We start from the raw sequence: 24123 nt of genomic DNA, 5'->3' as shown, positions 1-24123 counted from the left end.
GGTTCGTCCGCGGCACGATGGATGTGAGCGAGATCCTCCGCCCTGCGGCAGACCTCCGCCATTACGCCCTCGAACCTGGCAAAGAATGCGGCGGCGACGTCCTCCCCCATCACTTCGACGAGGAAGGCGGCGGCCAGGCCGGTTTCCGCGGCACGCGTCTCCGATTCCGTTGCTGCGTCCCGTCGCCGATGGTCGAAGCCGGACGAATCCGAGCCATCGACACGCTGAGGTCGTTTCATCGCGCTGTTTCCCGGGCCGGTAGAGAATTTGGGCGCCCCTGAAGGGCAACATCTCCTGTTAGGTCCTGTCGCGCTAGCGCCCGCAACGCCGACCGCCCCATCGGCCAAGGCATGAGCCGCGCCTCCAAGCCAAGCCGACAAGTCCACCCACGGACGGTGTCCGGACAGCGTCGGTGGCAATTTGCGGCTTGGATGACGACCAAGGCGCGGGCCCGCTCGGGTGGCTCCACGGCCTGAATGCGAAGAGATGCCGTGTCGTCCTGCCATACCGATTCGATCCCGGGCGCCTGTGTCCGGCGTCCTCGGCAGGCACGCGGTCTGGTTCGGTGCAGTCCGCACGGGGATTTCTCCGGGTGGCGGGGCGCGGCTCCCCGGGAGGGCGCCAAACGGTGCACAAGGTCTGCTCGACAATCGTGCACGCCCCCTCTTGCATCGTGTCGTCGATTGTTGACAATCGATCACCAGCGAGGCCGCATGACTGCTCGACCTGCGAAAACTCCCATGGACGGCTTCTCGCGCGTGGCGAAGCACACGTTTCGCAGCCGCATCGCCGACACTCTGCGCGACGCGATCCTGAGCGGGAACATCGAGCCCGGGTCGCAGCTCGTCGAAACCGCACTCGCCGAGCAGTTCGGTGTCAGCCGCGGTCCTTTGCGCGAAGCGATCCGGCAATTGATCGAAGAGGGAATCCTCGAGACGGTCCCTTATACCGGGACCTACGTGATCGATATCACGGTCAAGGATGTCGACGAGATCTACTCGATCCGCCGCAATCTGGAAACGTTCGCGTTCGAGCAGCTTTGGGACCGGCGCGGCGAGGGTTTCCGGAGCGAGCTCCTTCGCCGGCACGAGGCCCTGACGGCGACGATCGATGCTGGCGACGACAAAGCCAGCATCCTCGCCGAACTCAGCTTCCACGGCGCCGTGTACGAAGCCACCGGGCATTCGTTTCTGCTGCGCATCTGGCAGAGCCTTCGCGGCCGGCTGCAGCTCTACTGGGCCGCGCATCACCGTGCCCATGGCATTCGCGGACCCCGGCGGGACGGTCACGACGCGTATCTCCGTCTCGCTCTCGGCGACGACCTCCAGGCGATGCGCGGCGAGATCGAGAGCCACATGCGCCGCGGCGCCGAGCAGACGAAGGCGTTCCTCGAAGGACGCGAGCCGAGGCCGGGGAGACGGGCGTAACCGTCGCCGCGCACCGAAAACACCGATCAGCATCAGGAGAACTTCCATGACCCGTCGACGCGACGTTCTCGCCCTCGCTCTCATCTCGGCGGCGACGGCCGCCGGCCTGCGCCCCGTGGGGGCGCAAGGCCGGACGTCGCTCGATCGCGTCAAGCAGAGCGGAAAGCTGCGCATCGGGGTCACTTCGGCCGAGCCGTGGTTCTTCAAGGATCCGATGGCCGGGACCTGGAGCGGCGTCGGCATCGATCTCGGAACCCAGCTGGCGAGCGACCTCGGCGTCGCGATGGTGCCGGTGGAGACGAGCTGGGCGAACTGCGTCGCCGCGATCCAGGCCGACCAGATCGACGTGATGTTCGTGCTCGATCCGACCGAGGAGCGTCGCAAGGCGATCGACTTCCCGGACAGCCCGCTCTTCTACTACGCGGCCGGGGCGCTGGTACGGCCCGATCAGGCGGCCACGTCCTGGAGCGACCTCGACAAGCCCGGCATCCGCATCGGCGTGACGCTCGGCACCTCGGTCGACCGCACGGTGACCGAGACCCTGAAGAGCCCCAGCATCAGCCGTTTCTCGAACAACGACGAGGCGGTGGCCGCCTTCGTGGCCAAGCGCGTGGATGTCGTCGCGCAGTTCCACCCGGCACTCGTCGTCCAGTATGCCCGGCTCAAGCTCGGCAAGGTGGTGCTGCTCAAGCCGGTGAACCCGGTCGCCACGAGCGCCGGCATCCGCCGGGACGCCGATCCGGCGTTCAAGGTCTGGCTCGGCGAGCGCTTCGCCGCCCTCTACGCCGCGGGCAAGCCGCAGGAATATTTCGCGAAGTACCTCCAGGCCCGCGGCATCGACCCGGCGACCGTACCCGGCCTCGTGCGGGAGAAATGGGCCTGACGCCCTGACCCGAGGAGGACGGTCATGACTTATGCCTGGGACTTCATGCCCGTCCTGCGCCATCTCGACATGCTGGCGCTCGGGCTCGTCAACACCGTCAAGATCGCGGCGGCGTCGATCGTGCTCGGCGTCGCCATCGGGCTCGTCCTCGCCCTGATGCGGCTGTCCCCGTCCCGGCTCGCGCGCGCGCCTGCCACGGCGTTCATCGAGTTCTACCGGAACACGCCGCCGATCGTGCATTTCTTCTGGTTCTTCTATGCGCTGCCGGTCCTGGCCGACATCAGCCTCGATCCCCTCGCCGCGGCGATCCTCGCGCTCTCGACCCAGTCGGGAGCCTTCTACGCCGAGGTGTTTCGCGGCGGCATCGTCTCGATCGAGAAGGGGCAGTGGGAGGGCGCCAGGGCGCTCGGGATGAGCCGGGCGCAGCTCATGCGCCGGGTCGTCCTGCCGCAGGCGATCGGCCGGATGGTGCCGCCCTTCGTCGAGCGCTCCTTCGAGCTGACGAAGACCACGGCGCTCGCCTCGACCCTCGCCTATGGCGAGCTTCTCTACCAGGCGATGCAGGTCAACAGCCAGACCTTCCGACCGCTCGAGGTCTACACCGTGGTGGCGCTTCTGTACCTGGTTCTGCTGATCACGGCGAGCGCGCTGGCGCGCCTGGCCGAGCAGCGCCTCACCGCCTATCGCTGAGGTCCCGGACATGACCTACGACTGGGATTTCAGCCTGCTGGCGCAGAACTGGCCGGTGCTGCTGCGCGGCCTCCTCGTCACGGTGGAACTCTGGATTCCCGCCATGGCGGCCGGGCTCGCGCTCGGCTTCGCCCTCGGCCTCGCCCGCCTGTCCCGCTCGGGCTGGGTCGCCAAGCCGGCGCTGGGCGCCATCGAGGTGTTTCGCGGCACGCCGGTCCTGATCCAGCTGATCTGGTTCTTCTACGCCTTTCCGATCGTCATCGGCGTCCAGCTGTCGCCCTTCGTGGCGGCCCTGCTCGGGCTCGCCCTCAACACCGCGGCCTATTGTGCCGAGATCTTCCGCGGCGGGATCCAGTCGGTCCCGAAGGGGCAGTTCGAGGGCGCGCGGGCGCTCGGCATGACCCGTGCGCAGGCGATGCGGCGGGTGATCCTGCCCCAGGTCCTGCGTCGCATGCTCCCGGCCTTCACCAATCGCGCCATCGAACTGGCAAAAGTCACCTCGCTCGCTTCCGTGCTTTCGGTGCATGAATTGATGTATCAGGGCCGTCTCCTGAGCGCGACCTATTATCGACCGCTCGAGATCCTGACCACGGTGGCGATCGTCTACTTCGTCCTCATCTATCCCGGCAGCTACCTCTCCGCCCGCCTCGAGCGGCGCCTCGCCGCCCGCAGCTGAAGGGTTTCACCCATGACGACCACTCCCCTGCTCGAGGTCGAAGGCCTCCACAAGGCGTTCGGCCCGCACGAGGTCCTGCGCGGCATCGACCTCGCCGTGATGCCGGGCGAGCGCGTGGCGATCATCGGCGGCTCGGGGTCGGGCAAGAGCACGCTCCTGCGCTGCCTGAACTTCATGGAGGTCCCGACGGCGGGCCGGATCGCCCTCGACGGCCGGACGCTAGGCCGGCGGGGGCGGGACGGCGGAACCGTCTATCCCGAGAGCGAGCTGTGTGGGGTCCGCCGGCGCGTCGGCATGGTCTTCCAGCAGTTCAATCTCTTCCCGCACAGGACGGCGATCGAGAACGTCATGGAAGCCCTCGTCACCGTGAAGGGCACGCCGCGGGCCGAGGCCCGCGCCCGGGCGGAGGCCGAACTCGGCAAGGTGGGCCTCTCCGAGAAGCGCGACGCCTATCCGAGCCGGCTCTCGGGGGGACAGCAGCAGCGGGTGGCGATCGCCCGGGCGCTCGCGATGGACCCCGAGATCCTGCTCTTCGACGAGCCCACCTCCTCGCTCGATCCCGAGCTCGTTGGGGAGGTGCTGCGGGTCATCCGCGGCCTCGCCGGGGAGGGGCGCACCATGCTCCTCGTCACCCACGAGCTCGGTTTTGCCTACCACTTCGCCACGAAGGTCGTCTTCCTGGCCGACGGTCGGTTCTACGAGGTCGGGACCCCCGACGAGGTCCTGAAGCACCCGCGCGGCGAGCGGACCCGCAACTTCCTCGCGCGCCACAGCGAGTTCGCGTTCTGACGCCATCGTCCGGCAGCTCCCGACACCACCGAGGAACCACCCCCTTGTCCGGCACACAGACCACCAGCGCGTCGAGCGCGCAGGGCTATCTCGACGATCCCCGCAACGAGGACGTTCTCGTCTACGTGAACGGCGATTTCGTCCCCCGCGACCAGGCCTCCGTCTCGGTCTTCGATGCCGGCTTCGTGCTCGGCGACGGGGTGTGGGAGGGGTTGCGTCTCGTCGACGGCAAGCTGCTCGCCCTCGCCGATCACATGGACCGGCTCTACGAGGGCGCGGGCTCGATCGCCCTCGATATCGGGCTCACCCGGGAGGAGATGGTCGCCGCCATCCGGGCAACGCTCGCGCGCAACGGGATGCAGGACGGCGCCCATATCCGCCTGATGGTCACCCGCGGCCGCAAGCGCACGCCGAACCAGGATCCCCGCTTCGCGCTCGGCCGGGCCACGATCGTCATCATCGCCGAGTACAAGACGCCGCGGCCCGAGGCCAAGGCCGCCGGCCTCACGCTGATGACCTCGACCATCCGGTGCAGCACGCCCGACGTGTTCGACCTGCGGCTCAACTCGCACAGCCGCCTGAACTTCATTCAGGCGCTGATCCAGGCGATCAACTGCGGGGCCGACGAGGCCTTGATGCTGGATCAATCGGGCTTCGTGGCGAGCTGCAATTCCACCAACTTCTTCATCGTCCGCAAGGGCGAGCTGTGGACCTCGACGGGACGATGCAACTTCAAGGGCATCACCCATCGCAAGGTGATGGAGATCTGGCGCGAGAGCGGCGGCACGGTGCGCGAACTCGACTTCACCCTGGCCGAGACCTACGCCGCCGACGAGGCCTTCGTGACGGGGACGCTGGGCGGGATCACCCCGGTGACCCGGATCGACGGCCGCCGCATCGGCACCGGCAGGCCCGGTCCCGTGACCGCCGACGTCGCCCGTCTCTACCAGGCCTACACACTCCGCTAGGATCCGCCCGATGCGGCTTCGCCGAGTGGCTGCGTGGCGGCCCTCCTTCGTCCTGCGCCGCCTGGTCCGGCAGGAGGAGATCCTCGTCGTGGCTCTGTCGGGCCTCGTCGGCGTCCTCGCCGGGCTCGTCGTCGCGGCGATGATCCTGGCGGCCCGGGAGGCGCATGTCCGGCTCTTCGGCCTGCCGAGCGAGGCGCTGAGCGGGGCCGAGGCGGTCGCGCCGTGGCGGGCGCTCCTGGTCCCGGCGGCAGGCGGCCTCCTCCTCGGGGCCTTCGGCGTGCTGCTCGCTCGCTGGCGCCGGGCCGGGCGCATCGTCGATCCGATCGAGGCCAACGCCCTCTATGGCGGGCAGATCTCGGGCCGCGACAGCCTGATCGTCGTCGCGCAGACCCTGGTGTCGAACGGCTGCGGCGCCTCCGTGGGGATGGAGGCGGGCTACACCCAAGCCGCGGCCGCCATCGCCTCGAAGCTCGGCCGGGCGTTCAAGCTCCGGCGCAGCGACCTGCGGGTCATCGTCGGCGCGGGTACGGCGGGGGCGATCGCGGCGGCCTTCGACGCGCCGCTGACCGGCGCGTTCTACGCATTCGAGCTGGTGATCGGGGCCTACGCCATCGGCTCGCTGGCACCCGTCGTCGTCGCGGCGATCTGCGCGGTCGGTGCCATGCGGCTCGTGGTCGAGCCGTCCTCGTTCCAGGTCGGCTTCGCCGGGACCCTCGCCCTGCGCGACTATGCGCCGATCGTCGTCATGGGCTTCGTCTGTGCCGCGGTGGCGATCGCGGTGATGCGCGGCGTGCCCCTCGTCGAGGCCGCCTTCCGGCGCAGCCGGATGCCGCTCCCGTTGCAGCCAGCCCTCGGCGGATTCGCGGTGGGCGGCCTGGCGCTGGTCACCCCGGCGGTGCTCTCCTCCGGCCACAGCGCCCTGCATGTCGGCTTCGAGGCCTTCTACACCCCCGGCATGCTGGTCATGCTCATCGCCCTGAAGGCGGTCGCCTCCGCCGTCTCGATCGGGTCGGGCTTTCGCGGCGGGCTGTTCTTCGCCTCGCTGTTCCTCGGCGCGATGCTGGGCAAGCTCGTCGCCTTCGCGTGGATGTCGCTGTTCTCGCTGCAGATTCCCGCAGTGGTGCTGGGGATCGTCGGGATGAGCGCGATGGCGACGGCGATCCTGGGCGGTCCCCTCACCATGGCGTTCCTCGCCCTCGAGACGACGGGCAGCCTCCCGCTCACCATCGCGGTGCTGGCGGCCTCGGTGGTGGCCTCGCTCACCGTGCGCCGGACCTTCGGCTATTCCTTCGCGACGTGGCGCTTCCACCTGCGCGGCGAAGCGATCCGCAGCGCGCTCGACATCGGCTGGATCCGGAGCCTCACCGTCGGACGGACCATGCGCGCCGACATCCGCACCGTGCGGGTGGACATGCCGGTCAAGGGCTTCCGGCGCGAATTCCCGCTCGGCTCGACCCAGCGCGTCGTGGTCCTGGGAGGCGACGGCCTCTACGCCGGCATGGCCTATGTCCAGGAACTCCACGACGGGACCCGAGAGGTCGGGAGCCTCGACGAGGTCCTGCATCTGCGCGACGACATCCTGACGCCGGAGATGAACGTCAAGGACGCGCTCGCCGTCTTCGAGCGGGCGGAGGCCGACGCGCTGGCCGTGGTGGCCGGAGCGAACGACCGGCGGGTCGTCGGCCTCCTCACCGAGCAGCACGCGCTGCGCCGCTACAGCGAGGAACTGGACCGCACGAGCCGCGATCTGGCGCCGACGTGACCGGTTGCCCCCCATCCCCGCTCCGCCCCCGGGCCAGCCCGCACGATGCCGCGACCCCGCGCACATCCCTGCGCATCGGACTCCGCCCCGTGGACAGCGACGAACCCCTCGACATCGTATCCCGGCCGACTGACGCGGGAGGTCGAGCACAGGGCGCCCGTTCGAATCCGGGGCGGGGATTCTCAGTCGCGTCTGATCAGGCGCAAGCGATTGAATAATATATAAAAATATCGCAGCTTGAGCGTTTCATGTTGGACCCTTTGTTGGACGCTGTTGGGTCATCCCTGTGCGGTTTTTTGGCCGCTAAGCCGATCGAAGGATGGGAGGAAGCATCTGCAAAAAGTGGGGTGCGAGCGGTTGTTCGTGCGAGACTGGCAGTGTCGTCGATGGAGCAATTGCCTTCTACGCTCAATCTTGATGAGAAAAGTCGATAATAGTTTCGATAACTTTGCGACCGCTGGGAACATAAATTGAGCGACGTCGTTATCGTGCTTGTCGCTCACAGGAGGAGCCATGAGCCACATAACGGTGCCAGCAGCCAATCAGCTGGATGTCAATTTCTGGCTGCAGCAAACCTACCCGCAAGTGTTGATGATGAGCGGCCCGACTCACAAGCAGGGCAGCGTTCGCATCACATTCCTGCCTTCGGCAAAGGCCGGGGTTTCCGTTGCCGATGTGGCTTTCCACGCCAAACTCGTGTTCGGCTAAGTCGCACGTTTGCGCCGCATATGCCAGTGACCGGTCGCAAGCCGGTCGCTGGCATAAGAAAATATAGAGATAGTTAGAGCATTTTCCGACGAAGTGGATGCCGGTTCGTCGAAGAAAGTGCGGCAAAACAAAGACTTAGAGAGCTTCGCGATTGCAGCGCGATCGTGAATCTCTCCAGTCATCCATGCGCCATTATCAAGCAAATATAAGATTTTTTATCGATAAAAATAATATTTGTTAAGACAATTGCATGTCGATAATCATTCAGTAATATCTGCGTCCCTATAAATGAAATCGCTCAGACACTTAGCGCCGCGGAGCAGGGCGGATCTCCTGCCGGATCTCGCGCAGGAGGTCTGTTGCGATCCGCACCTGCTCCTCCAGGCGCACCAGCCGGTCGCGGTCACGTTCCAGGCTTTCGAGGCGGCCGATCACGAGGCCGTAGCGCTCGTCGTCCCGCTTGGCCTGCCGCTGATCGGAGGCGGCCAGATCCTCGAGCCGGGCGTCGATCCGGGCGGCGTAGGAGCCGATCCAGAGGAGTTGCCCGGCAAGACCCACCACCAGGGTCGCCATGGCCCAGAACGAGGTCCGCCGCGGTAGGATGATGACGCCCTCGGCGTCTTCGGGGAGAGGCACTGCTCTATTCCGCCGGCTGGACCTTGGTGCTCGGGACCGCGTTCGCGGTTGCCGGCTCGGCCAGGATCGCCTTGACGGTCGGCAGCGCGGCCGCGGAGGCGACGAGGCCGGCGTTGCGCCGCACGTACAGGCCTCACACGGTGACGAGGAGCGTGACCAAGGCGCCGGTCAACGCGGTGGCCGTATCGGCATCGATCCAGCCGCGCCCGACGGCGATCCCGCCACCGAACTGCAGCAGGGTGCGCAGCAACGTAGTGAGCTGTTCCTGGTTCATGGCGATCTCCTTTTGAAGGCGGAGGGACAGGAATGTGCGGTCAGGCTGCAACGGGCTTGCCGCAGGCGGGACAGGTGGATGGCGCTGCGGGCCGGTCCGGGGCGGTGTGGAACGCGAGGGCGGCGGTCCGCACTTCCTCGACCCGCCGGCCCCAGCCGCGGCCGAAGCGCGGCCAGGTCGAGAGCGCCCGTAGGAACGACAGCCGCCCGTCGCTCACGGCGTTGACCAGCGCCGGCACGTCCCGGCCCTGGAGTGCCGCCAGCGTCACCGGCCCGAGCCGGCCATCGTCGGCGATCCCGAGCACCCGTTGCAGCCAGATCACCGCCCGGCGCGGTCCGCTGTTCACCGCGAAGTCGAACAGCGCGTAGTCCAGGCCGGTCGGCAGCGCGTCGCCCTAGATCGCGTCCCAGAACCGGCGCCGGTAGATCGGGGCGACGGTCGCAGGCGTCAGCGCCTTCACCTCCGTCTTGGTCGCTGGCCGGCCGAGCCACAGGCTCAGCGTGCCGATCGTCACCCCGAGGTTCGTCGCCCCCCGGGTCGGCCGGGTCGTCGGACCATCCGCCCTCGTGGGCCAGGACGAGCGGCATCGCCCGCTCGAACGTCGTCGCGGTCATCGGTCTCTCCAGGTTGTGCAGAGGGGGGCGGCGCGCCGGCCCGCAGGCCCGGGCGTCGGGCCGCGATCAGAGGCAGCCGATCAGAGGGCGGCGGCCTGGCGCCACAGCGCGTCCAGCGCCGCCGCGTCGTAGCCGATCGCCGCGCCGAGCTGCGCCACCATCGGGTGGCCGCGCTCGAACGCCGTGGCGCCCGACAGCAGCATCCGGGCGGCGAAGCGCTCCGCCGCCGGCAGCGCCGTCACCGCCGCCTCGATCGGCGCCGGAAGACGGCCGGTCATCACCGCCGCCAGCGCCGCGTCGGGCGTGATCGCCCCGGCCAGCGCCAGCGCTTGGAAGAACTGCCGGTCCGAGATCGCCGGCAGCACGTCGGCCGCCGGCGCCTCCCGCGCGGCGAGCTGCGCCGCCAGGCCGTCGCGCTCCCCGGCCAGGGCGTCGCGCTCGCGCCGCAGCGCCGCCGCCTCGGCCACGGCGGCATCCCGCCCCGCCAGCGCCGCCGCGTCGATCCCCGCCAGCACCGCCGAGAGCGGGAACCCCGCGGCCTCGGCTTGCGCCGGGCTCAGCGCCCCGCTCGCCACGAACTGCGCCTCCGTCGCGCCCAGCGGGGTGACGTGCCGGCCGAGCACGACGTGCCAGGCCGGCGCCTCGGCCGAGCCCGCCGGACGGCCGCGATACAGGAACTCGTAGAGGTAGGGTTCGCTCATCGTCGTCCTCACGCCGCAACCGCGCTGTCGTCCGACAGCCGCCGCCAGGCCCCATTGGAGTAGGTGGCCGTCACGCCGGTGCCCGCGCCGGCCGCCTCCGTGACCTTGCGGCCGTTCGAGACGTAGACCTGAGCCCCGACCACCCCGGCCGGCAGCGTCTCCACCGTGTAGGAGCCCGGCCGGATCGGGCCGCCGACATCGAGCTTGGTCGCGGGGTAGGCCCCGACCCCGATCCCGACATCGCCACCGTCTTTGATCGCCATCAGCACCGAACTGCCGGCGGAGCTGAAGAAAGCGTGCGCCGCCGCCTGTCCCGCCACGCGCGGGTAGAACAGGAAACCCCATCCGGGATCCGAGTAGATCGCCCCGGGCGTGAACGCGCCGCCGCCCCCGATCATCACCCCGGCGAAGCTCGGCTGATTGGTCGCGCCGAGCCCGAGCGCCGTCGCGCCCTGCGCCGCGGTGCCGGTGAGCACGCTGCGGCCGGAGGCGCTGGCGTCGGTGATCTCGGCCGCGGCCGGGCCGGTGACCGGCTTGCCGGAGGCACGCGTATAGGTGAGCACCCGCCAGGCCCCGGCGGCGTCCGATACCGCCAGGGCCGTGTCGCCGGCGGCGGTGACCAGGTTCGCCCCGCCCGGCAGCACCAGGCTCGCGGCGTTGTGGGTGAGCGTCGCGGCGTCGGTGAAGCGCAGGAACCGGAGCCGGTTCGGGGCGGTGCCGAAGCTCGTGACCATGCCGGTGCCGGTGAGCACCACCTTGACCGCCCCGAGCCCGCCGAGGTCGACCGTGCCGGCGATCGGCGCCGAGACCTCGGCCGCGGCGAAGTCGAGACCGCCGGTATTCCGGTCGACCCGTAGGGCCTCGCGCCAGGTGCCGCCGTCGCCCGAGACCTTCAGGCGAAGGTCGTCGTCACCGGTCAAGCCGATCTCGGCGCGGCCCGAGAAGCCGGATTGGAACAGCAGCGACAGGGTGTTGCCGGGAGCCTGCTTTTGAGGGTGTAGCGCAGGTCCCCGGTCCCGCCCTCGGCCGCCGTCAGCGCGGTCCAGAGCGCCTTGTTCAGCTTGGCGGCGAAGGGGTTCTGTGCGTCGGCGGTGGTACCCAGGCCGAGGAGCGTCACGTTCTGAAGGGTCTTAAGGTCCGCCGCGGTCACGGTCGGGAATCCGCCCGGGGTCGTACCGTCATGGATGGCGAGACGGTTGTTCGTCGAGTCGACGACGATCTCGCCGGGGCGGCCCACGAAGGTCGAGAGGAACGACCATGCTTCGCGCAGGAACTACCGTCGGCGAGGCGATAGGTGATCGTCTCGCGAGCCTCATCGACGTCGACCTGCTCGCCGGGCACGAGGCTGGGCACGTAGCGGTGCTGGTGGCAGCCGCGGCGCTGCTCGTCCGGGGTCAGGTGGATGTCGTGGCGGGCGCAATGCTAGCGGCCGGCATCGCTCTCGTCCACCACCGGCGTCGCGTGCAGGCAGGTCCGGCAGTTCACACGCGCCCAGGCGCCGTCGTGGCAGACCGTCCTGGCCGGGCACCAACCGCAGGCGAAGGCGGCCTTCGCCGACGGGTCGTCATGCAGCTTTGCCGGGGGCTGGTCTGCCCGGATGATGCGCTCCGCCCGGGCGACCAGCTGCAGCGCGGCCGTCGCGTCGTAGCGCACCCGCTCCGCATAGAGCTGGTCGTCGTTCTTGTTCACGGCGACGTAGAGCGCCCGCGTCAGTCCCGTGAAATGCATGTAGAACTGCATCTGCGAGACGTGGCCCGGCTTCGACTTCGCGACGCCGTCCTTCAGCAGCGCCTTGAAGCTCCTGTCGTTGTGCGTCTTGCATTCGAGGACGTGCATCGTCTTCGGCGCGTCCGGCACGCCATCGATCTGGCCGTCGAGGTGCCCGCGCAGGTGGCCGCCGATCGACCACACGCCGAACTGCCGCCCGGTCCGGGGATCGGCGTCGGCGACCACCATGCCGGCGCTCCGCAGGTCGCCGATGAGGCGGCCCTCCTCAAGGTGGCCGGTCTCGAACAGACGGATGCGCCGGCCGTCGAGCGGCTCCGGGTCGTGCACCTTGCGCCAGCCGTACCAGAGCGCGCGGTCGCACTCGGTGCCGAACTGCGACATGCCGAGATAGCCGCGATCCTCGTCGCGGCGGTTGTGCTGGAGCGCGGCGTAGACGGCCGACACGGTCGGCGCCTCGATCGGCGGGAGCTCAGCCATGGCGGCGGACCCCCACGGCGCCGTTGCCGGCCTCGGGCAGCGCGAGCGGGTCGCCGTGGCAGCACAGGCGCCGCAGGCGCACCGCGCCCGGGCGCAGTTCGATCACCGCCGCGGTCGACCCGCAGGCGCGGCAGGGTTGAAGTCCGAACGGCTGCGGGCATAGCTCCGCTCTGCGCGCGAATCGCATCGTGCGTCTCCGTATCCTTGAGGGGTGCGGGGTGGAGCGGCCGGCTCCAGATCTTCGTGTTCCTTGGCGTCCCTTCCGAGCGCCGGCCGCTCCGGCTTCCTCAGGCCGCGCGGTTGCCCCAGGGCCGCCCGCCGGCGGTGCCGGGGCGCGACGTGGCCGCCGTGCCGCCGGTCTGCGCCCGGCGCGGCGACGAGGCTTCGCCCTGGGCCTTGCCGGGCGGCGGGGCGCCGCCTGCCATGGCCGAGAACTTCTTCATCTCGTTGCGCGGGCCGTATTCGGGATCCTGCTTGACGGTCAGGCGCACGCGCAGCGGCTTGTAGTGCAGCACCTCGCTGTCGGTGAGGTGCCCGGCGAAGCCGACCGCGTCGCAGATCTGCTTGATCTGCTCGTGCGCGATGCGCTGCGCGGTGGCGTTCGGGTTCTTGTAGTTGAGGTTCAGCCAGACCTTGCGGCCGGCGCTCGGCCCGTCCATTACCTCGAAGGTGAGCTTCAGGATCAGGCCCGTGCCGGCCTTGGTCTCGACCACGTCGCTGTCGGCGACCTGGGCCATGTACTCGCCGGCCGGCAGCGGCTCGTAGTTGTTATCGATCTCGATGGTGTCGACGTCGATGCTCTCGCCGAGGTTCGCCATCCTGTTCGTCTCCTTCTGTCGGACTCGGGTGGGGATCAGGCCGCGTCGGCGGCCGGCAACTGGCGGGCCGCATCCGGCAGGTACTTCAACAGCTCGGCGAAGCCTTTGCTTAGCTGGAACATCACCTTCTCGGGCATCCCGAAGTGGTTCTTCGCCACGAAGGCGGGCCGGCCCTCGGTGTAGATCCAGCGCTGCCCGCCGCCGTCGGCCTGGGCGCGCTTCTTGCCGAAGCCCTGGTCCTCGTTCTTGATCGAGGCGTCCTGCTTCACGAGCAGGATGGCGTCGGCCTCGTCCTTGACGATGGCGCTGGCCCGCTGGTGCAGGCGCAGGTCGTAGCGCGAGTAGCTGGCGGTCTGGGGATCGTCGAAGCGGTCGATCGCCGAGTGGGCGAGCAGCACGACCGTCATGCCGAGCTGCGTGCGCAGCGCGTTCAGGCCGTCGAGGAAGTCGCGCCAGAGGTAGTCGGCCTCCTTGTAGCCCTTGCCGTAGCCGGGCGCCTCGATCGAGCGCCACTGGTGCAACTCGCAGACCCGGGTCCAGACCAGCGGCTCAAGGCGGTCCAGGCCGTCGACCACCACGGTCCGGAAGGAATGCTCCTCCTGGTAGAGCGAGCCGATCGCCTCCATCACCTGCTCGAACGTAGTGAGCACGCCGAACGAATCGATGGTGACGCCGGACGGCGTGCCGTCCTCGACCTGGATGAACACGGCCTCCGGGAACTCCGCCGCCAGCGTCGTCTTCCCGATACCCTCCGGGCCATAGATCACGATGCGCGCGGCGCTCTCGTTGGTGCGCTTGCGCAGGCTCTTGAGCGAGATCGATATGGGGTTCCTTTCGTCTGCGCCTGCTCCTGGAGGATCCGGGGAGGCCGGAGCGGAGACCAGGCATCGCGCCTCGGGCCGGGCGTCAGCCCGACACTCCGGCCGCCCTCGGTGAAGGGAGGGGTTGGCCGGGGGCCGCCACGCCCCCGGCCGTCGCCACGCCCCCGACCCGGTCCGGATCGGGAAGCGAGCCCGCGGGCAGGAGCCGCTCGGCGCCGTAGAGCGCCAGCAGGGCCGCCTCCGCCCGGTTGTGGTCCTTCTTGCGCGCGAACAGCTTCGCGCTCGCCGGGAAGCGCCGGAGGGCGAGGGCGCGCCCCGCTTCCTTACCCTCGGGGCCGCCGCGCAGGCGGAAGTGGCCCTTCCAGGCCTGCGGGCGCACGAGGTGGAGCGGGATCTCCAGCATCAGCGCGACGGTACGCGCCGTGGCGTAGGACTGCCCGAAGCTGAAGGCCTGGCGCACGCCGTCGCGCGGCTGCGGGCCGACCTGCTCGAGCACGATGAAGTCGGGACGCGGCCAGTGGCGGATCAGGTCCGCGAGCGCCGCCGCGTCGATGGTCTTGTGGACCTCCGGCATGTCCGCGACGGCGAGCGACGGGCCGGAGGGCATCAGGCTGAGGAGCGCGAGGGCCCCGGTGAGGCCGGGATCAATCCCGAGGAGGCGGACCTCCGGCGTCATCGGCGCCCTCCCCGATCCAGGGGGCGATCTTGAGCGCCAGCCAGCCCGAGCTCCGCATGATCCACCCGGCCAGCAGCGTCCGCGGCCGGAACGCGAAGGGCCTCTTGCCGGGAGGTCTCCTGCCCGACGGCCCCGTGTCCGAGGATCTCCCGGCAGGCCCGGAGCCGGGCAAGGTGGGCACGGTACGCACGATCGACATCCTCTAGGGTGCTGGCATCGAGGGCCGCCCGGCGCAGCCGGTCCATCTCCTCGGCCTCGATGCGACGGGCCTCGCCGTTCCAGATACCACGCACGCGGCGATCGCCGAGGCCCGTGAGCCGTGCGACCCGCGCGAGCGCGGCCTTCACGTTCTCGCCGAGCCGGACCGGCCCGGCGATCAGCTCGACGAGCTGGCGCGCCTCTGCCTGAGCAGTCATGCTACCCTCGTGACGCTCGGGAGATCGTCCCGAGAGCTTGGGTGAGAATCCCGACACCTTGGGCCGCTCCTGTGTTCCTCTGTGCTCGCCGGGGAGAGCACGGAGGCATGAGCAGCAGGGCCGGAGGACTTGCGGTGTCCCTTACGCGCGGAGTCGAGGAGACGCGACCAGGGCTTTGGCGGCTGGACGGTCGCGTGGAGAGGAGCGCCGGCGGCGGCCCTGGCAGGCCGTCGTCCGGTGCCGGCTTCCGCGATCACCGCCTCGCCACGTTCCAGCGCGGCGAGAAGCGGCAGGAGCGCGGGCTGGGCCGCGCACCGGAGGACGAAGGCGTGGGCGTCGGCCAGGACCCGGGCCTGCTCGGCATGGTGCTGCACCGCCTCGTCAAGGCCGGCGCACGGCGTACCTGTCGGCAGGCCGACCTGCATCCGGGCCGCCAGGATCTCGGTGCCGCGCGCGACCACGCCGGCATGGGAGGCTGCCGCGTGGAGCCTGGCGGCGAGCGAGGACAGGCTGCCGTCGCTCATCGCGCGACCCGCACGAGCGTCACCCACCCGTCGGCGAGGCAGACCTCGCACCGGCCGTCGGCGCGGAGGCGGTAGCGGATCTTGCGACGGCTCGTCCTCATGGCTGCCTCCGGTATCGACGAGGGTGCGCCCGGCTGGGCGGATGGGGGCGGAAGGGTCCGGCCGGGCGCGATCCGGGACCGGCATCGCCGAGACCCGGAACACGGGTGGAGCGCCGGCCTCAGCCGGCCTCCGGTCTCGCGTGGAGCGGTGGCTGCGAGGCGTGCTTCGACCAGCAGCTGGCCGTCCCCGTGCCCCAGGCGAGCAGGCAGAGCAGGATCGCGGCTGCGGCCCGGGTGACGGGACGCGCCGGCGCCGTGGATCTCCGGGACGTCATGCGGCCACTCCGTGGGCTTCGGCCGGGCCGCTGGCTGGCGGCTCCCACAGATCCGGTCGCAGCCGGTGCTTCGGGATGGCGCCGTCGGTCGCCCGGTCGATCCGGACGGCCAGCTCGCCGGACACCCGCCCGGCCTTCTTCGCTTTCCAGATCGCGCTCTGGGAGACGCCACAGGCGTCGCCCAGCTTCGCTTCCGAGCCGGCCAGCGTGATCGCGGCCTGAATGAGGGATCGCACGGTCATGACCGTGGACATAACCATCTTGGTTGTTGGTTGTCAACAACCGGAATATGCGAGCGTCGCCACAACCGAGGTTTTAGAATGCCCCCCATGGACTGGCAGGACATCATCCGCGAGGGGCGGCTCGCCAAGAAGCTCAGTCAGGCGCGGCTGGCGAGGGAGGTCGGCACCTCCCAGGCGACGATCGCCAAGATCGAGCTCAAGCAGGTCGAGAGCACCGCGCATCTCGCCCGGCTGATCGAGGTGCTCGGCCTCGACCCGGCGCTGTTCCCGGAGGGCGCCCAGGACGACCGGCCGGCTCCGGCCCCGAGGCAGGCGCCGATGCCGGTCCCGGATTTCGCGAGGGGTCCCGCCTACTGGGCGGCCGCGGCGGGGCTCGTCGGCGACGTGCCGCTCTTCGCCTCGGCGGAGGGCGGGGAAGGTTCGCTCCTCATCGAGCGCGAGCCGATCGGGACGGTGAAGCGCCCGCCCGCCCTGCAGGGCGTCAAGGATGGCTACGCGATCTACCTTGTCGGCGAATCGATGTCGCCGGAGTTCGAGCCCGGCGACACCCTGATGGTCAACCCTCGCCTCCCCGGCCTGTCCGCGACGCCCTGCGTGTTCTACTCGGGCGCCGAGGACGAGCCGCGGGCGATGGTCAAGCGTCTCGTCGGCTCCAGCGCGGAGGCGTGGCGGGTCCAGCAATTCAACCCGGCGCGGACTTTCGAGTTGTCCCGCGATGCATGGCCGACCTGCCATCGCATTGTGTCGAAGGACTTCAGGAAATAGCCAGATGCTGGGGCTGAAACAGCGCAGACTTCCGAAAAAATTGTCCCAACCTGATAGCGATTTCAACTATCTAAGATTTGTGTTTCGTGCTCTTGAATTGGGATAAAGTAGTTTATCCAGAAGATTGAAGCGCGATTGTTATTTCCTATAATTGATGTTAAGTACAATAGATTATAAAATTAGGAATAGTGTCATTGGCCGAAGAGAGGAAGGCTCGCTGGAAGCGCGCTTTGACGACCTGAATTTCCAATAGAAATGGCATACTCCGTCGAAAAATGCTGACTTAAAGCGATATTCGGAGAATTTGGTTTAAATTTTGGGCCAAATGTCAGCAATATATCATGTGTCCTCGTGCGATTAACACTAGCCAAAGCTGCCCCATTGCCGCTATTGAATCTTATAAGTTTCCAAGTAGGATTCAAACTACCAGTTGTTATTATTATGAACTTTGCATGGTATGTAAGACTATCTTGATTGAATACATTGCCTTGTGATATTGGCGAGGAAGGAAAATATTTTACAGACGCGAGAGCGTCAGTGAGCCATTGCGTTAAACCTAAATCACTTGTAATAAGCGGAGAGCTGCCTTTTATCTCTCCTACGTTGTCGCATTCATCTGTTTTATATTTTCTTAAACGATCCAAATCCCAATAGCTTCCAATCTTATCCTCTCTTGTGGCTTGTGAGGATAACGTTGCGCCCAAGCCAAGCGTGAAATTTTCGGCGGCATTGAAAGGAACTATGTATGATAATCCCGGATTTACACTTCCTATATGATCAACTTGTAGATCAAGGGTCGATTGTACTGCCCATCCCTCTGGAAATACTCTTTGAGACTTTACAGCCAAATAAATCGCGCAGTAAATTTTCTCTTTGACATTGGCTTCAAGAATACCGTTTGCCGAAATTTCCTGCGACCGATTAACATCCCATGGCTCTCTAATCTCAGGAAGGTATGTTCCACAGGCTGAGTTGAGTGCCAACAAGGGGTATAGCATGTATTTGATTTTCTGATATATCATCGGATATACTCACTTATCAGACAAATTGATCGGGTTGAAAGCAGGATTTGAAAATGGGCAGACGTATCCGCTGCCCTCCTTGAAGGCTGGGCCAACCTGGCAGAAATTTTTTGACACTCGAACTGGCCCTTTGCGAGATCTCGAAACATCAGGATAATGAGTATATCTGACGCAATTCACACCTGCAGGCTCAAGATCATCTGGACACCATACCTGTTGAGCGTATGACTCAGAATTTATTGAAAAAAATGCAGCAGCTACGAAAGGTGCGATCAAATAACGCATAGTTCATCTCTTGATTTATATTGGCGCTGCGAAATTATCGTACCTTGGGTTTATTTAGGCGTCATCACTGAAATGCCTTAAGACTGAACTGCTGTGGGCATGTGCGATATATATGCAACATGGGAATATATAATTCCATCTTACGCCTCGAATTGTGTATTTTTTAATTAATCCTGAAGCCTAAGCTTCAATTATAAAATCGAAAGAGTTGAAAAACTTTTAATTAAATAAATTATACGTGTCGATTTAATCCATATATACATAATTGATATTATATGTAATGTGTTTTTACATCTGTAAATGAGCCTTATCTCGGAAATTGCTCATTCAGACTGTACGTTGCGGTTACAAACCGACGTCAGGCTGCCCACGCCTTTCCCTTCGTTGGCCTTCGTCAGTCAGGCGGCCGCGTGCCGGACCTTCTACGGTTCGGCACAGGAAAGAGGCGGTCGTTCACATTGCCAAGCTCGTCGAGTTTCGGGCTCAGGCGCAGACGGTCATGGCCACGTACTCCGGCAATTCCCCATTGCTGAAGATCAGCACCATGTCGTCGAACTCGCCGGTCTCGGGGTCGCCGGTGCGCGAGAACGCGAGGGTCGCGGCCTTGGTTGGAGCTAGCCGGCGGGCGACCGCGAGGGCGGCCTCCTCGGACCGCGCCTCGATCGGCTCGTCCATGACGTAGCCCCCATCGGCTAGAGAGAACGACTGCACCACATAATAGGTGTGGCGTCCGCCATGCACCGTCACCACCGGTTGCTCCCCATGCTGAACCCGTGGTGGAAATGTTCCCTTTTTGTTCACGTAACGTCAAGCGGGCAAGCCGAGACGAACCTGTGGGGCAACAACCGACATTGTGCGCGTAAGGTCGATAATTGACAACCAACAACTTGGGTTTTAGGTTGTCGCCATCCTCTTACGGATAACCCCATGCCGAACTCCCCCGACCTCCACCTGGACGGCCCGAGCTACCTGCCGGCCCTGCGGGCCCGCCTCGCCGAGTTTCCGCCGCCCACCGACGAGGACGCATCCGCGGCGCCCTCCCCGGCCTTAATGGCCGGCCGCCTCACGCTCCGCGAGGCCATCGCCCACGCCGTCGTGCTGATCCTCGCCACCGCCATAGGTCTCCTCATCGGGACGCTGGCCGGCGTGCTGATACGCGGAGCCGCGTGATGGCCGGCATCGATCCCGCGAGCGCGGGCGCCTACGCCCAGTACGAGGCCGCCAAGGCCACCGGCCGGTCCTCGCGGCGGCCGTCGCTGGAATGGTTCTCGGACCGGCACAAGCGGCGGGCCGCCGAGCGCGACCGCCGCCTGGCCGAGGCGCGGGCTGCGCGCGGTCCGGCCGGCCACGAGGCGGTCGACGCGGCCCGCGAGCACATCCGCACCGAGGCTTCCGCTGCGGCCGAAGCCGCGCGGAACGGCGGCGAGCGCGCCGACATCGCCCGGTAGACCGTGGAGGCGCTCGCCCGGAGGGACGCACGATGAGCGCTGCCGTCCCGGCCCTCACCCCTGCCCTGTGCCGCGTCCTGCGCGCTCTCGCGCGCTCCGGCGAGCCGCACGGCTACGCCAGCCTCGCCGCCGCCCTGGAGCGCTCGCCGAAGGCGCTCGAGAAGACGGTGCGGGCGCTCCGCCATGCGCTCGCCGATACGGGCGTCACGATCACGCGCCGGCGGCTCCCGGGCGAGACCGCCTCGCGCCTCTACGTCGCGGGCGATGCCGCCCTGATCGGTCAGTTGCTCGGCGAGCCGCCGGCCACCGTCCGGCCCGCCTCGCGGCGCATCGAGACCATCACGCTGCCGAGCGTCGCGGGGATCACCCACGCCTTCTCCGCCGAGGGCCGGCTGATCGTCGGCGGCGTGGTGCAGCAGGCGCGGGCGGCGTGCTGATGTCTGTGCCAAGGGGCGCTATCGCTGCCGACCCGCTCGCGGAAAACGATGCCGTGAGCAGGGCCGGTCCCTTCGCCCGGCACGGCATCCGCCTGCCCCTCGCCCTGAGCGAGGCCCCGGACGAGGCTGGCGTGGTCCGCGACGCGGACGGCCACGAGGTCTTCACGGTGAACACCGAGGGCACGTGGCCGGACCCGACCGCGCATGCGGTGGCCGCCCTTCTCCTCGGCCGCGCCAACGTCGCCGCGCCGCGGGCAACAGCCGAGGCCGTCGAATTCCTCGCCTCCGCGCTCGACGGCGTCCGGACGCTCCTCGCTCCCATCGCCGAGGAGTGTGACGCCGCCCTCGCGGCTCTCCAGATCGCCGACGATGCACTCGCGGATCTTCGCGACCGAGCCGGAGCGGTGCCGTGACCGCGCCCCGCCGTCCGAACGCCGTCCTCCGGGCAGGTGTCGCTTGGCGGACCGCGCTGCCTTGCGTCCAGCCTTCCCGCGCGGCCTCCGGAAGCGCCGCTCAGGCGTCTCGGCGACCATCGGCGGTGGTGCCACTCGAGCCGTCGAGCCTGCGCGCCGCGCTGCCGCGCCGGGATCGGCAATGAGACCTGCCACGCGCCTCCCCTCGCCCGAGCCGGTCACGCCCGAGCGCATCGAGCAGGCGCTGGTGCGGCTCGCGTCCATCGTGGTCCAGGACGGGACCGAGGTCTATCTGCCGATCCTGGAGCGACTGGAGGCCGAGCTGATCGAGGCGCGCCGGATCGGGACGCCACGGCAGAGGGCCGAGCGCGTGTTGAAGGATTACGGTACTGGCTGGATTCGGGCTTGAACCCGAGCGATGCCGCTCATCGTGCAGATTGGCCGTGCGTCCGCCGTGCATCCATTTCTACACCCGCCCGGGCGGCTTGAACGCGATCCGCTGAAGCCACTCGCGCTTTTGCGACAAGCTCGGCCCCGAGCCGTAGCGCGGCCTCTGGTACTTGTGGCCCATCATTGCCGCGATCAGCTTCTCGGGCGCCTCCACGGCCGTCAGCCGGTCCTCGAAGCAGTGCCGGAACGAGTAGGCCGACTGCCCGGGCAAGGGCAGCAGGCCCGCCGTGCGCATCACCTTGTTGGTGATCGCCGAGAGCGACGCCGCCTTGTCCCGGTAGCGCGGGAAGCCCTCCGGCTGCGCCTGCGCCGCCATCAGCGCGACGCCGACCAGCGGCAGTTCCCAGGCCGACTGCTCCGTCTTCATCCGCCAGCCGTCCGCCCGCACCCGACATGCGGCACCGCATGGTCCAGCCGGATCGTCTCGGCCGTCAGGTTGCAGATCTCCGACAGCCGCATCCCCGTCTCGGCCATGATGTAGAGGATGCGCCGGGCCTCGGGGTTGAGGGCGTCGAGGGCGCCGTCCGCCAGGATGCGAGTCTGCACCCACTCGGCCGTGAAGGCCACGCGCTGGCCCTGTGTTTCGCCCTCCAGCCGCAACTCGGCGAAGACCGGCCCCATGCCGAGCCGGTGGCTGCGCTCGATCTGCCGGAGCATGCGGTTGATGTGGCTGACGTCCTTGTTGGCCGTGCCGATCTCGATTCCCTCGGCGAGCACGCGCTCCTGCCACCAGGCCCGGAAGTCGAGGGCGTCGTTGCGGGGGAGCTCCGTGACGGGCTTGTCGCCGATAACCTTCAGCAGATTGGCGAGCGCCCGCTTCTTCGGGTTGCCCCACTTGCGAAGCTGGTCGGGCGAGAGGTCCTGGCGCGAGGACTTAGTCAGGGTCTCGTACTGCTCAAACAGTTGCGACAGCATCACAGCCGGCACCGGCTCCTTGCCGAGCACCGCCGCACGGGTCGCCGGGTCGTCGGCCGCGTTGCGCGCGGACAGGGCCTCGATCCGGGCCAGGATCTCGGCGAGCGGCTGCGCCGCCACCTCAGCGGCCGGCATGTAGCTGAAGCCGAGCTGCCGGGCGCGCTTGCGCGCGGCCTCTTAGCGCGCCTTCGCCTCCGCGCTCTGGCCGCCGGCGAGGCCTTGCCAGTAGGCCTCGAGCTCGCCGTTCATCAGCGCCGCAGCGCGCGCAGCGCGCAGACCACGCGGGTCGTCCGCGATCCGGATGTGGGTCGTGCGCTTGACGATCCCGCGTCGGTCGAGGGCTGCGAACGTCTCTGGCACGCGCCGGACGAAGTGCCAGAAGCCCTGGCGTCGCGTGAGGAACTCCGGCATCGGCGGGCAGTGATGTTGGACGTTGCGTTGGACGAAATGGTGCCCTGCCGCAGGAGCATTCGTCAAGAAAATGCGCTAAGTGCTTTATTATACTGTGGAAATTGCAAACTGCATTGGCGGAAGGGGTGGCTGACCGGCGCCCGGATCGTGTCTCGCGACGCTATCGCCATCGTTGAGCGCGAGCCGGCCGGGCACGCGCGTCGCCCGTCGGACACGTCGGTGCGCATCCTGCCGGCGTCTCGTCGCCGCGGCCGGTCCGCGGGGGATCGCCGCTCAGGCCCGTTGCACTCGTGCCCGACACGCCCGTGGTCCTCCACCTCCTGCACGCCGCCCTCCTGGCGGCGTGCAGGATGCTCACCCGGCAGGTCTCCCGGCTCCAGCGGCGGCTGCCGCGTCCGTCGCCTCGGGCCGGAAGAACAGGCCGGCCTCGAGGCTGGCGCCGATCCGCTCGGCCCGTTCCTGCAGCAGGGCGGCCTCGTCCGGGGGGAAGTGCGCGACCGCCGTGTCCCGGAACAGGTCGAGCCAACGGGCGAAGTGCTCCGGCCGCAGCACGCCGAGCGCCTGGTGGCGGCCGAAGGGGTTGCCCTTGTAGCGCCCCGTCCGAAAGAGGACCGACGACCAGAACGCCGCGATGGTCTCCATGTGCCGCGGCCAGTCGGCCTCCGGGATCGCCGCGGCGAAGATCGGGCCGATGAGCGGGTCGGTACGCACGCGGGCGTAGAACGCCGCCAGGAAGGGGGCGAGGCTGTCGTCGTGGAGGGTGGTCCGGGTCATGCCGGTCAGATGCCCACCCGACGCAGCCGCCGCAAGGCGGTTCGCCGCCGGGGAGGAGCGGCCGGGACCTATCGGACCGGCTCAGGCGGGCTTCAGGCCGAAATCGTAGGCGAGATGGCGGTAGGATCGGTCCATCGCCCGCCCGTCCGGTGCGGTGCCGGCCGGACGTTTGGCGAAGTCGGCGATGAGCGAGGTCTTCACCCCGAACACGGCGTCGGATTCGAGCCACGGGCTATCGGCGGCGAAGATGTGGGTGATCAGTGTCTCGCAGCCTGCCGCCGCGATCATGACGTGCAGGTGGGCCGGACGGTTCGGGTGGCGGCCGGTGGCCGTGAGGAGGTCGCCGACCGGGCCGTCGTCGGGGATCGGGTACCAGGCCGGCATGACGGTCCAGAAGTGGAAGCGGCCCTGCGCATCGGTGCGGAACCGCGCCCGCCCGGCGAGACCGCCGAGCGCGTCGAGCTGCTGCACGTCGTAGGCGCCGTCGTCGTCGGCATGCCAGACATCGACGGTGGCCCCGGCAAGCACCTGGCCGCCGACGGTGGCGACCGAGCCGGTGACGAGGAGCGGCGTGCCCTCGAGCGGCCCGGCGATATCGGCGCCGTTCTGACGCTCGGGGGCCGCCTCGACGTAGAACGGCCCGAGCACGGTGGTCTCGGTCGCGCCCTCCGGCATGCGGTGGTTGAGGGCGTCGACCAGCATCGAGACACCGAGGATGTCGGAGAGCAGGATGAATTCCTGCCGGTGCTGGTCGCAGGTCTGTCCGGTCCGGGTCAGGAAGGCGATGGCCGCCTGCCACTCCGCGAAGGTCGGCTCGACGTCGCGCACGAAGTCGTGCAGGTGGCGCACCAAGCTCGTCACCACCGTCTTGAGGCGCGGATCCGGCGTGTCGGCCAGGCGATCGACGACCGCCTGGGTGATGGTGTGCTCGTTGACGTCGCGCATCGGCGAATCTCCCCTCGTGCCGATCTCGACCGTCGCGCGGGCCCGCGCGCCC

At 67.9% G+C, this 24123-nt stretch carries 37 protein-coding genes (1 of these 37 running past the window's edge); 15 read left to right on the top strand and 22 right to left on the bottom strand.

Features of this window, described 5'->3' with window-relative positions; translation table 11 throughout:
• On the bottom strand, positions 1 to 239 hold the beginning of the coding sequence (locus miv_RS26855; protein ID WP_048430154.1) for a hypothetical protein. Its footprint begins 289 nt before the window's first position; 239 of the gene's 528 nt are visible here — the first part of the coding sequence; the start codon lies at positions 237 to 239; its stop codon lies off the left edge, out of view.
• Between the two features lie 501 nt (positions 240 to 740).
• On the opposite strand from miv_RS26855, the gene miv_RS26850 reads away from it, so the two are divergent.
• From miv_RS26850 to miv_RS26815, 8 genes are all read left to right on the top strand, one after another.
• Positions 741 to 1427, top strand: a complete 687-nt coding sequence (locus miv_RS26850; protein ID WP_207179921.1) for a GntR family transcriptional regulator — start codon at positions 741 to 743, stop codon at positions 1425 to 1427.
• Positions 1428 to 1473: 46 nt separating this feature from the next.
• Positions 1474 to 2310, top strand: a complete 837-nt coding sequence (locus miv_RS26845) for a transporter substrate-binding domain-containing protein (protein WP_207179919.1) — start codon at positions 1474 to 1476, stop codon at positions 2308 to 2310.
• A 24-nt stretch (positions 2311 to 2334) separates the two neighbouring features.
• Positions 2335 to 3000, top strand: a complete 666-nt coding sequence (locus miv_RS26840; protein ID WP_048430156.1) for an amino acid ABC transporter permease — start codon at positions 2335 to 2337, stop codon at positions 2998 to 3000.
• Positions 3001 to 3010: 10 nt separating this feature from the next.
• Positions 3011 to 3676 carry an amino acid ABC transporter permease gene (locus miv_RS26835; RefSeq protein WP_207179917.1) on the top strand — a complete coding sequence of 222 codons (666 nt, stop codon included), beginning with the start codon at positions 3011 to 3013 and terminating at the stop codon, positions 3674 to 3676.
• Positions 3677 to 3688: 12 nt separating this feature from the next.
• Positions 3689 to 4465 (top strand): amino acid ABC transporter ATP-binding protein, encoded by a 777-nt coding sequence (locus miv_RS26830; RefSeq protein ID WP_244748723.1) that lies wholly within the window; start codon positions 3689 to 3691, stop codon positions 4463 to 4465.
• Positions 4466 to 4509: 44 nt separating this feature from the next.
• Positions 4510 to 5433 carry an aminotransferase class IV gene (locus tag miv_RS26825; protein WP_207179915.1) on the top strand — a complete coding sequence of 308 codons (924 nt, stop codon included), beginning with the start codon at positions 4510 to 4512 and terminating at the stop codon, positions 5431 to 5433.
• Between the two features lie 10 nt (positions 5434 to 5443).
• Complete coding sequence (locus miv_RS26820) at positions 5444 to 7195, top strand: chloride channel protein (protein WP_207179912.1); 1752 nt, start codon at positions 5444 to 5446, stop codon at positions 7193 to 7195.
• A gap of 513 nt (positions 7196 to 7708) precedes the next feature.
• The gene (locus tag miv_RS26815) at positions 7709 to 7903 is read left to right on the top strand and encodes a hypothetical protein (protein ID WP_207179911.1); all 195 of its coding nucleotides are present in this window, start codon (positions 7709 to 7711) and stop codon (positions 7901 to 7903) included.
• Between the two features lie 306 nt (positions 7904 to 8209).
• On the opposite strand, the gene miv_RS26810 is transcribed toward miv_RS26815, so the two are convergent.
• The 12 genes from miv_RS26810 to miv_RS26760 form a co-directional block, all read right to left on the bottom strand.
• The gene (locus miv_RS26810; protein WP_207179910.1) at positions 8210 to 8539 is read right to left on the bottom strand and encodes a hypothetical protein; all 330 of its coding nucleotides are present in this window, start codon (positions 8537 to 8539) and stop codon (positions 8210 to 8212) included.
• 133 nt (positions 8540 to 8672) lie between these two features.
• Positions 8673 to 8813 (bottom strand): Pam3-gp28 family putative phage holin, encoded by a 141-nt coding sequence (locus miv_RS33500; protein WP_244748722.1) that lies wholly within the window; start codon positions 8811 to 8813, stop codon positions 8673 to 8675.
• A 40-nt stretch (positions 8814 to 8853) separates the two neighbouring features.
• Complete coding sequence (locus miv_RS33855; RefSeq protein WP_342345223.1) at positions 8854 to 9159, bottom strand: putative peptidoglycan-binding domain-containing protein; 306 nt, start codon at positions 9157 to 9159, stop codon at positions 8854 to 8856.
• A 48-nt stretch (positions 9160 to 9207) separates the two neighbouring features.
• Complete coding sequence (locus tag miv_RS33850) at positions 9208 to 9327, bottom strand: glycosyl hydrolase 108 family protein (protein ID WP_342345222.1); 120 nt, start codon at positions 9325 to 9327, stop codon at positions 9208 to 9210.
• A 180-nt stretch (positions 9328 to 9507) separates the two neighbouring features.
• The gene (locus tag miv_RS26795; RefSeq protein WP_207179909.1) at positions 9508 to 10128 is read right to left on the bottom strand and encodes a hypothetical protein; all 621 of its coding nucleotides are present in this window, start codon (positions 10126 to 10128) and stop codon (positions 9508 to 9510) included.
• 8 nt (positions 10129 to 10136) lie between these two features.
• The gene (locus tag miv_RS33495; RefSeq protein WP_244748721.1) at positions 10137 to 11048 is read right to left on the bottom strand and encodes a hypothetical protein; all 912 of its coding nucleotides are present in this window, start codon (positions 11046 to 11048) and stop codon (positions 10137 to 10139) included.
• Positions 11045 to 11365 carry a hypothetical protein gene (locus miv_RS33490; protein ID WP_244748720.1) on the bottom strand — a complete coding sequence of 107 codons (321 nt, stop codon included), beginning with the start codon at positions 11363 to 11365 and terminating at the stop codon, positions 11045 to 11047. Before miv_RS33490 ends, miv_RS33495 begins: the two co-directional genes overlap by 4 nt.
• Positions 11366 to 11550: 185 nt before the next feature.
• Complete coding sequence (locus tag miv_RS26780) at positions 11551 to 12333, bottom strand: PD-(D/E)XK nuclease family protein (RefSeq protein ID WP_207179908.1); 783 nt, start codon at positions 12331 to 12333, stop codon at positions 11551 to 11553.
• A 287-nt stretch (positions 12334 to 12620) separates the two neighbouring features.
• On the bottom strand, positions 12621 to 13151 hold the full coding sequence (locus tag miv_RS26775; protein WP_207179907.1) for a DUF669 domain-containing protein: 531 nt from the start codon (positions 13149 to 13151) through the stop codon (positions 12621 to 12623).
• 35 nt (positions 13152 to 13186) lie between these two features.
• Positions 13187 to 13918 carry an ATP-binding protein gene (locus tag miv_RS26770; protein ID WP_207179906.1) on the bottom strand — a complete coding sequence of 244 codons (732 nt, stop codon included), beginning with the start codon at positions 13916 to 13918 and terminating at the stop codon, positions 13187 to 13189.
• A 139-nt stretch (positions 13919 to 14057) separates the two neighbouring features.
• Positions 14058 to 14648 carry a RuvC family protein gene (locus miv_RS26765; RefSeq protein ID WP_207179904.1) on the bottom strand — a complete coding sequence of 197 codons (591 nt, stop codon included), beginning with the start codon at positions 14646 to 14648 and terminating at the stop codon, positions 14058 to 14060.
• Positions 14645 to 15064 (bottom strand): hypothetical protein, encoded by a 420-nt coding sequence (locus tag miv_RS26760; RefSeq protein ID WP_207179902.1) that lies wholly within the window; start codon positions 15062 to 15064, stop codon positions 14645 to 14647. Before miv_RS26760 ends, miv_RS26765 begins: the two co-directional genes overlap by 4 nt.
• A 194-nt stretch (positions 15065 to 15258) precedes the next feature.
• Between miv_RS26760 and miv_RS26755 the strand changes: the two genes are divergently transcribed.
• Positions 15259 to 15663: a hypothetical protein gene (locus miv_RS26755; RefSeq protein ID WP_207179900.1), complete on the top strand. Its 405-nt coding sequence runs from the start codon at positions 15259 to 15261 to the stop codon at positions 15661 to 15663.
• A gap of 145 nt (positions 15664 to 15808) precedes the next feature.
• On the opposite strand, the gene miv_RS26750 is transcribed toward miv_RS26755, so the two are convergent.
• Both miv_RS26750 and miv_RS26745 read right to left on the bottom strand, forming a co-directional pair.
• Positions 15809 to 15964 (bottom strand): hypothetical protein, encoded by a 156-nt coding sequence (locus miv_RS26750; protein ID WP_207179898.1) that lies wholly within the window; start codon positions 15962 to 15964, stop codon positions 15809 to 15811.
• Positions 15961 to 16218: a transcriptional regulator gene (locus miv_RS26745; RefSeq protein ID WP_207179896.1), complete on the bottom strand. Its 258-nt coding sequence runs from the start codon at positions 16216 to 16218 to the stop codon at positions 15961 to 15963. Before miv_RS26745 ends, miv_RS26750 begins: the two co-directional genes overlap by 4 nt.
• Positions 16219 to 16293: 75 nt before the next feature.
• Here miv_RS26745 and miv_RS26740 point away from each other — a divergent pair, with 75 nt between their 5' ends.
• Positions 16294 to 16971: an XRE family transcriptional regulator gene (locus tag miv_RS26740; protein ID WP_207179894.1), complete on the top strand. Its 678-nt coding sequence runs from the start codon at positions 16294 to 16296 to the stop codon at positions 16969 to 16971.
• Between the two features lie 191 nt (positions 16972 to 17162).
• Here miv_RS26740 and miv_RS26735 read toward each other — a convergent pair whose 3' ends face one another.
• Both miv_RS26735 and miv_RS26730 read right to left on the bottom strand, forming a co-directional pair.
• Complete coding sequence (locus tag miv_RS26735; protein ID WP_207179892.1) at positions 17163 to 17993, bottom strand: hypothetical protein; 831 nt, start codon at positions 17991 to 17993, stop codon at positions 17163 to 17165.
• Between the two features lie 768 nt (positions 17994 to 18761).
• Positions 18762 to 19028 carry a hypothetical protein gene (locus miv_RS26730; protein WP_244748719.1) on the bottom strand — a complete coding sequence of 89 codons (267 nt, stop codon included), beginning with the start codon at positions 19026 to 19028 and terminating at the stop codon, positions 18762 to 18764.
• Positions 19029 to 19205: 177 nt separating this feature from the next.
• Here miv_RS26730 and miv_RS26725 point away from each other — a divergent pair, with 177 nt between their 5' ends.
• The 5 genes from miv_RS26725 (at position 19206) to miv_RS26705 (ending at position 20985) form a co-directional block, all read left to right on the top strand.
• On the top strand, positions 19206 to 19448 hold the full coding sequence (locus miv_RS26725; protein WP_207179890.1) for a hypothetical protein: 243 nt from the start codon (positions 19206 to 19208) through the stop codon (positions 19446 to 19448).
• Positions 19448 to 19726, top strand: coding sequence for a hypothetical protein (locus miv_RS26720; RefSeq protein ID WP_207179887.1), 279 nt, complete (start codon positions 19448 to 19450; stop codon positions 19724 to 19726). Before miv_RS26725 ends, miv_RS26720 begins: the two co-directional genes overlap by 1 nt.
• Before the next feature lie 32 nt (positions 19727 to 19758).
• Positions 19759 to 20163: a hypothetical protein gene (locus miv_RS26715; protein ID WP_207179885.1), complete on the top strand. Its 405-nt coding sequence runs from the start codon at positions 19759 to 19761 to the stop codon at positions 20161 to 20163.
• Between the two features lie 53 nt (positions 20164 to 20216).
• Positions 20217 to 20576: a hypothetical protein gene (locus tag miv_RS26710; protein WP_207179883.1), complete on the top strand. Its 360-nt coding sequence runs from the start codon at positions 20217 to 20219 to the stop codon at positions 20574 to 20576.
• Between the two features lie 181 nt (positions 20577 to 20757).
• Positions 20758 to 20985 carry a vWA domain-containing protein gene (locus miv_RS26705; RefSeq protein WP_139039329.1) on the top strand — a complete coding sequence of 76 codons (228 nt, stop codon included), beginning with the start codon at positions 20758 to 20760 and terminating at the stop codon, positions 20983 to 20985.
• 57 nt (positions 20986 to 21042) lie between these two features.
• Here the strand turns inward: miv_RS26705 and miv_RS33485 are convergent, their stop codons facing one another.
• From miv_RS33485 to miv_RS26685, 5 genes are all read right to left on the bottom strand, one after another.
• A complete protein-coding gene (locus miv_RS33485; protein ID WP_244748718.1) occupies positions 21043 to 21393 on the bottom strand; it encodes a site-specific integrase in 351 nt (116 codons plus the stop codon).
• Entirely contained in the window at positions 21390 to 22076 is a 687-nt protein-coding gene (locus miv_RS26700) for a site-specific integrase (RefSeq protein ID WP_244748717.1), read from the bottom strand. Before miv_RS26700 ends, miv_RS33485 begins: the two co-directional genes overlap by 4 nt.
• Before the next feature lie 42 nt (positions 22077 to 22118).
• Positions 22119 to 22352: a hypothetical protein gene (locus miv_RS26695; RefSeq protein ID WP_207179880.1), complete on the bottom strand. Its 234-nt coding sequence runs from the start codon at positions 22350 to 22352 to the stop codon at positions 22119 to 22121.
• Positions 22353 to 22706: 354 nt separating this feature from the next.
• A complete protein-coding gene (locus tag miv_RS26690; protein ID WP_207179878.1) occupies positions 22707 to 23126 on the bottom strand; it encodes a group III truncated hemoglobin in 420 nt (139 codons plus the stop codon).
• A gap of 81 nt (positions 23127 to 23207) precedes the next feature.
• Positions 23208 to 24071 carry an intradiol ring-cleavage dioxygenase gene (locus miv_RS26685; protein WP_207179876.1) on the bottom strand — a complete coding sequence of 288 codons (864 nt, stop codon included), beginning with the start codon at positions 24069 to 24071 and terminating at the stop codon, positions 23208 to 23210.
• Positions 24072 to 24123 lie beyond the last annotated feature (52 nt).

It is taken from the genome of Methylobacterium indicum, assembly GCF_017347565.1.
Lineage (GTDB): Bacteria > Pseudomonadota > Alphaproteobacteria > Rhizobiales > Beijerinckiaceae > Methylobacterium > Methylobacterium indicum.
The sequence above is the reverse complement of the archived record's forward strand: the minus strand, read 5'-3'. Positions and strand labels throughout refer to the sequence as shown.

Coding starts and splice junctions, on each gene's coding strand:
- miv_RS26850 (WP_207179921.1), top strand. CDS start 741: ATGGACGGCTTCTCGCGCGTGGCGAAGCACACGTTTCGCAGCCGCATC.
- miv_RS26845 (WP_207179919.1), top strand. CDS start 1,474: ATGACCCGTCGACGCGACGTTCTCGCCCTCGCTCTCATCTCGGCGGCG.
- miv_RS26840 (WP_048430156.1), top strand. CDS start 2,335: ATGACTTATGCCTGGGACTTCATGCCCGTCCTGCGCCATCTCGACATG.
- miv_RS26835 (WP_207179917.1), top strand. CDS start 3,011: ATGACCTACGACTGGGATTTCAGCCTGCTGGCGCAGAACTGGCCGGTG.
- miv_RS26830 (WP_244748723.1), top strand. CDS start 3,689: ATGACGACCACTCCCCTGCTCGAGGTCGAAGGCCTCCACAAGGCGTTC.
- miv_RS26820 (WP_207179912.1), top strand. CDS start 5,444: ATGCGGCTTCGCCGAGTGGCTGCGTGGCGGCCCTCCTTCGTCCTGCGC.
- miv_RS26815 (WP_207179911.1), top strand. CDS start 7,709: ATGAGCCACATAACGGTGCCAGCAGCCAATCAGCTGGATGTCAATTTC.
- miv_RS33500 (WP_244748722.1), bottom strand. CDS start 8,813: ATGAACCAGGAACAGCTCACTACGTTGCTGCGCACCCTGCTGCAGTTC.
- miv_RS26795 (WP_207179909.1), bottom strand. CDS start 10,128: ATGAGCGAACCCTACCTCTACGAGTTCCTGTATCGCGGCCGTCCGGCG.
- miv_RS26780 (WP_207179908.1), bottom strand. CDS start 12,333: ATGGCTGAGCTCCCGCCGATCGAGGCGCCGACCGTGTCGGCCGTCTAC.
- miv_RS26775 (WP_207179907.1), bottom strand. CDS start 13,151: ATGGCGAACCTCGGCGAGAGCATCGACGTCGACACCATCGAGATCGAT.
- miv_RS26765 (WP_207179904.1), bottom strand. CDS start 14,648: ATGACGCCGGAGGTCCGCCTCCTCGGGATTGATCCCGGCCTCACCGGG.
- miv_RS26760 (WP_207179902.1), bottom strand. CDS start 15,064: ATGACTGCTCAGGCAGAGGCGCGCCAGCTCGTCGAGCTGATCGCCGGG.
- miv_RS26750 (WP_207179898.1), bottom strand. CDS start 15,964: ATGACGTCCCGGAGATCCACGGCGCCGGCGCGTCCCGTCACCCGGGCC.
- miv_RS26745 (WP_207179896.1), bottom strand. CDS start 16,218: ATGTCCACGGTCATGACCGTGCGATCCCTCATTCAGGCCGCGATCACG.
- miv_RS26740 (WP_207179894.1), top strand. CDS start 16,294: ATGGACTGGCAGGACATCATCCGCGAGGGGCGGCTCGCCAAGAAGCTC.
- miv_RS26735 (WP_207179892.1), bottom strand. CDS start 17,993: ATGATATATCAGAAAATCAAATACATGCTATACCCCTTGTTGGCACTC.
- miv_RS26725 (WP_207179890.1), top strand. CDS start 19,206: ATGCCGAACTCCCCCGACCTCCACCTGGACGGCCCGAGCTACCTGCCG.
- miv_RS26720 (WP_207179887.1), top strand. CDS start 19,448: ATGGCCGGCATCGATCCCGCGAGCGCGGGCGCCTACGCCCAGTACGAG.
- miv_RS26715 (WP_207179885.1), top strand. CDS start 19,759: ATGAGCGCTGCCGTCCCGGCCCTCACCCCTGCCCTGTGCCGCGTCCTG.
- miv_RS26705 (WP_139039329.1), top strand. CDS start 20,758: ATGAGACCTGCCACGCGCCTCCCCTCGCCCGAGCCGGTCACGCCCGAG.
- miv_RS33485 (WP_244748718.1), bottom strand. CDS start 21,393: ATGAAGACGGAGCAGTCGGCCTGGGAACTGCCGCTGGTCGGCGTCGCG.
- miv_RS26700 (WP_244748717.1), bottom strand. CDS start 22,076: ATGCCGGCCGCTGAGGTGGCGGCGCAGCCGCTCGCCGAGATCCTGGCC.
- miv_RS26695 (WP_207179880.1), bottom strand. CDS start 22,352: ATGCCGGAGTTCCTCACGCGACGCCAGGGCTTCTGGCACTTCGTCCGG.
- miv_RS26690 (WP_207179878.1), bottom strand. CDS start 23,126: ATGACCCGGACCACCCTCCACGACGACAGCCTCGCCCCCTTCCTGGCG.
- miv_RS26685 (WP_207179876.1), bottom strand. CDS start 24,071: ATGCGCGACGTCAACGAGCACACCATCACCCAGGCGGTCGTCGATCGC.